This window comes from Leucobacter sp., from assembly GCF_053528595.1.
In genome coordinates, this window is record NZ_JAIVPF010000029.1 from 1 (window position 1) to 7976 (window position 7976).

The window sequence follows — 7976 nt, forward strand, 5'->3', positions numbered from 1 at the left end:
CCGTCGAGGACGACGGAGCCCCGCGTGATCTCGGTGCCGCTGCGGGTGTAGCCGAGCATCGCGGTGCCGACCGTCGTCTTGCCCGATCCCGACTCGCCGATGAGGCCGAGGATCTCGCCCGGGGCGACCTCGAAGCTCACCTCGTCGACGATGTTGACGTCGCGATCCTCGAGATCGACGCGCAGTCCCGAGACGACGACCGCGGGCTTCGCTTCGCTTGCAGTGCTCATTTCCTGCGCTTCTTTCGCTTCGTCCGTCGGGTTTCGATTCCGGCGGCCTGCCCGAACGCATCGGCCAGGAGGTTCGCGCCGATGGTGGCGAACACGATCCCGAGCACCGGGAGCATCACCGTCAGCGGGCTCGTGATGAGGGCGACCTGGTTCTCCTCGACCATCACGCCCCAGTCGACCGCCGGCGGTTTGCGGCCGAAGCCCAGGAAGGCCAGCGAGGCGATCGTGGCGATCGACCAGGTGAACCGGATCCCGAACTGCACGGTCAGCGGGGCGACGATGCCGGGGAGGATCTCGCGCCGCAGGATGCGCCAGCGGGGGGTGCCGATCATCTCCGCGTACTGCACGTAGCGCCGGCCGGTGACCGCGAGCGAGGACGCCTCGACCACGCGGGCGACGTACGGGATGTGGGAGATGGCCACGGTGAGGAGGATGATCCAGGGATTCGTGCCGAGGATCGACAGGAAGAGCAGCGCGAGCAGCAGCGCGGGGAAGGACAGCACGATGTCGAGGGTGCGCATGATGACACCGCCGACGGCGCCGCGCCAGTAGCCCGCGATCAGCCCGAGGATCGTGCCGACGCCGACGCCGACGATCGCGCAGGCGAGGGACATGAGCAGCAGCACGTCGCCGCCGCTGAGGAAGCGGCTGAGCACGTCGCGCCCGAGCGTATCGAGGCCGAACGGCCAGCCGGCGCCGGGCTGCGCGTAGGGCGGGCCGATGACCGTGGCCGGGTTGTGCGGCGCCACGCGCGGTCCGACGAACGCCACGAGCACGACGACGACCGTGAACGCGAGGCCGATCCGGCCCTCGGTGAGCTTCAGGGCATTGCGGGTGAGCTCGGCCAGCCCGCCCTTGCGCGGGCCCGGGGGCCGGCGGCGCCGGGGCGACTCGTCGATCGCTATGAAGCCCGTGACCTCGGGCATGGGTTCCTTCGCGGTCATCGCTTCCCCTTCCGCATCGTGGGCGTCATCGCGACGGTGCCCATGTCGGCGATGGCGTTCAGCAGGATGTAGAACGCGGCGAGCAGCAGGGCGAGCGCCTGCAGCACCGGCAGGTCGCGGCTCTGGATGGCCGAGATCAGCTGGTAGCCCACGCCCGGGTACTGGAACACGGCCTCGACCACGACGATGCCGCCGGCCAGGTACGCGAGCGACTGGGCGGCGACCTGGAACCAGGGGCCCGCGATGTTCGGCAGCGCGTGGCGCCAGATGACGCGCTTCTCGCTGACGCCCTTCATGCGCGCCATCGAGACGAACTCGCTGTCGAGCGTCTCGGCCATCGACGCGCGCACCGTGCGGGCGATGTAGGGGAGCGAGATGAGCACCAGCGTGAGGATCGGCAGCACCAGCAGGATCCACTGCTGCCACCACGGCTGGGACTGGTTCATGATCGACACGGCCGGCAGCAGCCGGAAGACGTTGGTGGAGAGCAGCGCGATGAGCAGCACCGCCACGACGAACTCCGGCAGGGCGACGAGCACGAGCAGCGCGGTGTTGGAGATGCGGTCCGGCAGCCCGTCGCGGCGCAGCGCCATCCAGACGCCGAGCCCGGTGGCGATCGGGATCGCGACGAGGCCCGTGAGCACGAGGAGCACGAGCGAGTTGCCGACGTTCGGCGCGATGACCTCGCCGACGGGCAGGCTCGATGCGAACGAGAGGCCGAGGTCGCCCCGCAGCAGCGAGGCCAGCCAGGTGAAGTACTGCTCGGGGAGGGGCGCGTTGAGGTTCATGCGCTCCCGCAGCGCCTCGAGCGCCTCGGGCGTGGCCGAGGCGCCGAGGCGCGCGACCGCGGCGTCGCCGGGCAGTGCCACGGTGGCCGCGAACACCGCGATGGAGATGACGAAGAGCGCGAACACCGTGAAGGCGAGTCTGCGCAGGACGAGTCCGATCATCGGGTCGCCTCCCGTCGGAGTCTGCGGCGGGAGGCCGCCGCGGGGGCCGCGCGGCCCGACCTGGCCGGCCGAGTGGAGGCGTGGAATGTCATTCGTGTCGACAAGTGGGCCCCTATGGTCTGAGAGTCTCGTACGCGCCACCGCAGTGTGGCGCCCTAGCCGATAGTTTATACCAACCGGTATGCATGTAAATAGCCGCGAGCGGCGTTTCGACGACGAACCCCGGCCCGGTGGAGGCCGGACCGGGGTTCGTCGTGCGGCTCCATCGCGCCGCCGGTGCGCCTACTGGACGAGCGAGACCTCCGAGAAGTCGCCGTCGTTCATGAAGCCGCGACCGAGGGTCGGCTCGATGCCGACCACCTTATCGGTGTGCACGTCGAGGATGTTCTGACGGCCCCAGACCGCCCAGGGACCCTCGTCGTAGAGGATCGGCGTGATCTCGTCGCGCATGATCGTCTCGTACTCGTCCTGGGGGCGCGCGATCGCCTCGGCGAACTTCGCCTCGAACTCCTCGTTCTTCCACCCGGTGTTGTGGTAATCGGCGTACGACAGCCACCAGTAGTAGGCCCCGTCGTACATGTCGATCGTGTTGGTGTAGTCGATCTGGAGGTCGTGCGTGAAGTAGCCCTCGTCGTAGAACTGGGCGATGTCGGTGACCTTGTCGATCTCGACCTGGATGCCGGCCTCCGCCACCTGCTGCTGGATGATCTCGGCCGAAGCCGTCATGCCCGGGATCAGCTCGCCGACGCGCAGCGTGACCTGCAGGTTCTCCTTGCCGGCCTCCTTCAGCAGCGCGCGCGCCCGTTCGAGGTCGCGCTCGCGCACCGGCGGGTCGCCCGCGGCGGAGTCGAACTGCGGGAAGACGCCGATGTCGTTCGCCACCGCACCGCGACCGGAGTACACGGAATCCACGAGCTGCTGGCGGTCGAGGGCGAGCTTGAAGGCCTCGCGCACCCGGTTGTCCTCGAAGGGCGCGCCCGGGCCCGACTGCAGCTCCACCATCATGATGTAGCCGGTCTCCGACTCCACCGTCACGAGGTTGTTCTGGCTCTCGATCTGCGGCAGCTGCGCCGGGAGGATGTTCGGGATCGCGTCGAGCTGGCCCGAGAGCAGCGCGTTGAGCGCCGACGCCGACGAGTCGAACGCGGTGACCTGCAGCTCGTCGAGGAAGGCGCCGCCGTCGATGCGCCAGTAGTCCTCGAAGCGCTCCCCCTCCCAGCGCTGGTTCGGCGTGAACGACTTGTACGTGAACGGCCCGGAGCCGATGGGCTCGGCCGGGTCGAAGCCGACCGGCACCAGCGAGGAGTACGAGGCCGTGAACGCGCTCGGCAGCTGCGAGTTCGGCGAGGTCAGCGGCACCCGCAGCGTGCGCTCGTCGAGCTTCTCCAGGCCCTCGAGGTCGATGACGCTCATGAGCGAGGCGGCCGAGAGCCCGCCCTCGAGGATGCGGCGGATCGTGAACTCGACGTCGTCCGAGGTGATCGGGCTGCCGTCGTGCCACACGGCCTCGCGCACCTGGATGATCCACACCGACTGGTCCTCGGGATCCTCGGGCTCGAATCGCTCCGCGAGGTACGGCACGAGGTTCATGTTCTCGTCGTTGTCGACCAGCGGGTCGAACATGGCGCGCTTCACCGCCGACGAGGCGCCCGTGCCGGTGCCGTGGGGGTCCATGTCGTACATCGCGCCGTCGGTCGCGGCCACGCGCAGCAGGCCGCCGCGCTGCTGCGGGCCGCTCGGAGCGCCTCCGCCCGTCTGGGTGCCCGGCCCGGCGCAGCCGGCCAGGATCGCGGTGGAACCGGCCGCGAGCGATATGCCGAGGAAGCCTCGGCGGCTCATGCGACGCAACTGGGTATTCGTCATGATCTTCCTCCTTGAAGTACTGACTGGTCGAACGCTGGGGGTGAGGGGTCGGGGGTGAGGGGTCAGCGGGCTGCGGCGACCTCGATCTGCACGCGGCAGTCGCCGGCGAGACCGAGGACGATGGTGAGATTGACCGGGTAGGGTCCCGGCGCGAAGGTCTCGTCGTAGGCGGTCGCGAACTCCTCGCGGTGCGATTCGTCGCTCAGATAGCAGGTGGTCTTGACCACGTCTGCGAGGGTGAGGCCCGCCGCCTCGAGCTGGCGCGAGATGCGCTCGAAGACCACGCGGGTCTCGTTCGCGATCGTGTCGGCCTCGGGGACGAGCTTCATGGTCGCCACGTCGATCGCGAGACTGGACGCGTAGACGATCGGAGTGGACTGCGCGGGATCGGACTGCGTCTGCTGGGGCTGTGTGCTGGCGGTCATGGTTCCTCCGTCATGAGTGGGATGGGTCAGGGGGGCGGCGCGCGGGGCTCAGGCCGCGAGCGCCGCCGGCGCGTGGCCGCCCAGCGCCGCGGTCGCCTCGTGGCCGGCGCGCACGACCCGGTCGATGTAGGCCCGGATCCCGTCCTCGCCCTCGGGCTTCGCGAAGCCGTACAGGGTGAAGGCGAACGCCGCCTTGCCCTCGGCGTCGAAGATGGGCACCGCGATGACCCGCACGGCCTGCGAGTACTCGTCGGTCAGCTCCTCGGGATCGTAGAGGAGATCGGTCATGAGCGCGCGCAGGTCCTCGGGCGGCATCGCCTGCGGGTCCGCGGCGAGCTTGTTGAGCGCGGCGGCGAACTCGCGCTGCGCGTCGTTGAGCAGGCCGACGGAGTAGCCGCGCGCACGCACGCGGGCGAGCCGGAGCTCGTTCTCCCGCCGGGTCTCACCGTCGGGTCCGGTGGCGAGCCACTCCTGCAGCTTCGCCTCGGGATCCCAGGCGGCGATCGCCGAGCCGTTGGGCGGGGTGAAGGGCAGCCGCGCCCCCACGAGGGTGGCGCGATCCTGCGCGTCGGGGCTCCCCGCGCCCGCGAGCACCACCAGGTCCTCGCCGAAGGCGGCGGTGGCGATGCAGCGCGACGACAGGTCGTCGGCCAGCCGCTCCATGATGGGGCGGATGAGGTCGACGGCGCGCAGCTGATCCGCGGTGATCTCGGCCGGGGTGTAGGCGGCCACCATCGAGTGGGGCGCGAAGCGGCCGTAGCCGCCCTGGAAGAACAGCAGCGGGAGCGAGCCGCTCTCGATGTCGAGCTCGTTGACGGCGCCCATCACGATGAAGTGGTCGCCGGCATCGATGACGTCGTCGAGCGTGCAGTCGATCCAGGCGACGGCGTCCTCGAGGATCGGGTTGCCGAGGGACGACTCGCGCACCGCGACCCCTGCGAAGCGGTCGGCGCCCTTCGCGGCGAACTGGCGGCAGAGGTGCTCCTGGTCGGCGCTGAGGATGTTGACGCAGAAGCGGCCCGCCGCCCGGATCTTGGGCCAGCTGCTCGACTTCTTGTCGGGGAAGAACGCCACGAGCGGCGGATCGAGCGAGACGGAGGTGAAGGTCCCCACGACGAAACCGGCCTTCGTGCCGTCCTCCTCGGTCGTCGTGATGACGCTCACGCCGGTCGGGTACTGGCCGAGAACGGTGCGGAACCACCGCGGGTCTGTCGGCTCACCAGGCATGTCGTGCCCCTTTCAATCGAGAATCGATCAACATACTGATCGGTATGTTAACCCCCCGGGTGCGGGACGCGCAATGCGCATTCTCCGAGAGGATGCCGGAAGCCCCGCGGACCCGCCGGGGCTTGCGTCGGAGGGGGGAGAGCGGGTAATCTTCAAACCGACCGGTCGGTTGGAGCTGATCGGATGAGACTTGCCCGGCGGCGTCGCCGGGCGCCCAGACAGACCGAAGACCGGTACGCAACCAGGAAACGGGGCAGACGATGCACACAGGACTGACGCTCATCTTCCAGAATCTCGATCGAGCCCGCGAGGATGCCGACGTCTACCGCCAGGAGCTGCGGTACGCCGAGCAGGCGGAGGCCCTCGGGTTCGACTCGATCTGGTCGCCGGAGCATCACTTCTCGAACTACGAGCTGACTCCCAACGTGCCGCAGTTCCTCTCCTGGGTGGCGGGGCAGACCTCGAAGATCCGGCTCGGCACCATGGTCTCCGTGCTGCCCTGGGGCGATCCCGTGCGCACCGCGGAGAACTTCTCCATGCTCGATCACCTCTCCGGGGGCCGCGCGATCCTCGGCATGGGCCGGGGCCTCGGGCGCATCGAGTTCGAGGGCTTCCGCGTGCCGATGAGCCACTCGCGCCGCCTCTACACCGAGTACGCCGAGTTCATCATGACCGCCCTCGAGACGGGCGTCATGGAGTACGACGGCGAGCTGCTCAAGCAGCCCCGCGTCGACCTGCGCCCCGAGCCCTACGCGAGCTACCGCGGCCGCACCTTCGCCTCCGCCGTCTCGCCGCAGTCGATCGACCTCATGGCCAAGCTCGGCATCGGCCTCATGGTGATCCCGCAGAAGCCGTGGCACACCGTCGAGAAGGAGCTCGAGGACTACCGCCACCGCTACGTCGAGCTCAACGGGGAGCAGCCGCCCAAGCCGATCATCGCGGTCTTCACCGGCGTCGGCGAGACCGAGGCGGAGGTGCAGGAGATGCGCGACGTCTACCTGCAGCGCTACGCGCTCTCGACGGTCGAGCACTACGAGTTCGACAACGTCGGCTTCGCCGAGATCGAGGGCTACGAGTACTACGCCGCCCTCGCGCGCAACATCGAGAAGCACGGCGTCGACGGCTTCGCCGGGTTCCTCGCGGACCTGCAGGTGTGGGGCACCCCGGATCGGGTCGTGGAGCGGATCCTCGAGTACGTCGACCGCCTGGACGCCGGCGGCGTGCTGATCATCCCCGCCTTCGGCAACATGCCCGAGGAGGTCGCCGACCAGAACTTCGAGCTGATCTCCCGCGAGGTGCTGCCGAAGCTCAAGGCATACGATGTGGGCGGCGACCTGGGTGTGCGCTACCCCGACTTCGACGACCCCTGACCACCACGAGACGTCTCCTGAACCGCGATCGACAGAGGGAACTCGACCATGACCAACGAACTCATCAAGCCCCAGCTCCTCATCGACGGCCGGTGGCGCGACGGCAGCGGCACCGACCCGATCGACGTCTTCGACCCCTCGACCGGCGCCCGGATCGCCGAGCTGGTCCCGGCCACGATCGCCGACGCCGATGCGGCGGTCGCCGCGGCGGCGGCCGCGTTCGGGCCGTGGCGGGCGCTCTCGATGGCGCGCCGCGTGCAGTACCTGTACCGGATGCGGCAGAACCTGATCGACCACTCCGAGGAGCTCGCGCGCACCATCACCCGCGACCAGGGCAAGACGCTCGACGAGGCCCGCGGCGAGGTGCTGCGCTCGTGCGACTTCCTCGAAGCCGCCATCGCGGCGCCCATGCTCGCCAGCAGCACCTCCGGCAACATCGCCGGCAACCTCGACTTCAAGCATCTGCGCGAGCCCCTCGGCGTCGCCCTGGCGATCACGCCGCTGAACTTCCCGGTGATGAACCCCACCCTCTTCGTGGGCTGGGCGCTCGTCACCGGCAACACCCTCGTCGTGAAGCCCTCGGAGCAGGATCCGCTCGCCTCGACGCACGCGCTGCAGCTGCTCGCCGAGGGCCTGCCCGACGGCGTGCTGAACGTCGTCCAGGGCCGCGCCGACGTCTCGCAGCACCTCGTGAGCCACCCCGACGTGGCCGTCGTCTCGTGCATCACCTCCACGCCGGTCGCGCGGTCCATCTACCGCACCGCGACCCAGCTCGGCAAGCGCGTGCAGGCCAACGGCGGCGCGAAGAACCCGATCGTGATCGCGGCCGACGCCGACCTCGACGCCGCGGCGGAGGGGGTCATCACGAGCGCATTCGGCATGGCCGGTCAGCGCTGCCTCGCGGGCACCCGCATCATCGTGGAGCGCCCGGCCTACGACGACTTGGTCGAGCGCGTGGCGAAGCTGA

8 protein-coding genes are annotated in these 7976 nt (G+C 69.5%); 2 read left to right on the top strand and 6 right to left on the bottom strand.

Annotated elements, in window-relative coordinates:
• From ACWKZU_RS06180 to ACWKZU_RS06205, 6 genes are all read right to left on the bottom strand, one after another.
• A partial coding sequence (locus ACWKZU_RS06180) for an ATP-binding cassette domain-containing protein (protein WP_449281526.1) occupies window positions 1-230 on the bottom strand: 230 nt, incomplete at its 3' end.
• A complete protein-coding gene (locus tag ACWKZU_RS06185) occupies window positions 227-1174 on the bottom strand; it encodes an ABC transporter permease (protein ID WP_449281527.1) in 948 nt (315 codons plus the stop codon). The genes ACWKZU_RS06180 and ACWKZU_RS06185, both read right to left, overlap by 4 nt.
• Window positions 1171-2124, bottom strand: coding sequence for an ABC transporter permease (locus tag ACWKZU_RS06190; protein ID WP_449281528.1), 954 nt, complete (start codon window positions 2122-2124; stop codon window positions 1171-1173). The genes ACWKZU_RS06185 and ACWKZU_RS06190 overlap by 4 nt, the downstream gene beginning before the upstream one ends.
• Window positions 2125-2406: 282 nt before the next feature.
• Window positions 2407-3987 carry an ABC transporter substrate-binding protein gene (locus tag ACWKZU_RS06195; protein WP_449281529.1) on the bottom strand — a complete coding sequence of 527 codons (1581 nt, stop codon included), beginning with the start codon at window positions 3985-3987 and terminating at the stop codon, window positions 2407-2409.
• Between the two features lie 62 nt (window positions 3988-4049).
• Complete coding sequence (locus ACWKZU_RS06200; RefSeq protein WP_449281530.1) at window positions 4050-4412, bottom strand: RidA family protein; 363 nt, start codon at window positions 4410-4412, stop codon at window positions 4050-4052.
• Between the two features lie 48 nt (window positions 4413-4460).
• A complete protein-coding gene (locus tag ACWKZU_RS06205) occupies window positions 4461-5639 on the bottom strand; it encodes a flavin reductase (protein WP_449281531.1) in 1179 nt (392 codons plus the stop codon).
• A gap of 260 nt (window positions 5640-5899) precedes the next feature.
• Here ACWKZU_RS06205 and ACWKZU_RS06210 point away from each other — a divergent pair, with 260 nt between their 5' ends.
• Together ACWKZU_RS06210 and ACWKZU_RS06215 are read left to right on the top strand one after the other, a co-directional pair.
• Window positions 5900-7009 carry an LLM class flavin-dependent oxidoreductase gene (locus tag ACWKZU_RS06210; RefSeq protein WP_449281532.1) on the top strand — a complete coding sequence of 370 codons (1110 nt, stop codon included), beginning with the start codon at window positions 5900-5902 and terminating at the stop codon, window positions 7007-7009.
• A 48-nt stretch (window positions 7010-7057) separates the two neighbouring features.
• Window positions 7058-7976, top strand: a 919-nt coding sequence (locus tag ACWKZU_RS06215; RefSeq protein WP_449281533.1) for an aldehyde dehydrogenase family protein, incomplete at its 3' end; no start/stop codon positions are given.

Coding starts and splice junctions, on each gene's coding strand:
- ACWKZU_RS06200 (WP_449281530.1), bottom strand. CDS start 4,412: ATGACCGCCAGCACACAGCCCCAGCAGACGCAGTCCGATCCCGCGCAG.
- ACWKZU_RS06195 (WP_449281529.1), bottom strand. CDS start 3,987: ATGACGAATACCCAGTTGCGTCGCATGAGCCGCCGAGGCTTCCTCGGC.
- ACWKZU_RS06210 (WP_449281532.1), top strand. CDS start 5,900: ATGCACACAGGACTGACGCTCATCTTCCAGAATCTCGATCGAGCCCGC.
- ACWKZU_RS06190 (WP_449281528.1), bottom strand. CDS start 2,124: ATGATCGGACTCGTCCTGCGCAGACTCGCCTTCACGGTGTTCGCGCTC.
- ACWKZU_RS06185 (WP_449281527.1), bottom strand. CDS start 1,174: ATGACCGCGAAGGAACCCATGCCCGAGGTCACGGGCTTCATAGCGATC.
- ACWKZU_RS06205 (WP_449281531.1), bottom strand. CDS start 5,639: ATGCCTGGTGAGCCGACAGACCCGCGGTGGTTCCGCACCGTTCTCGGC.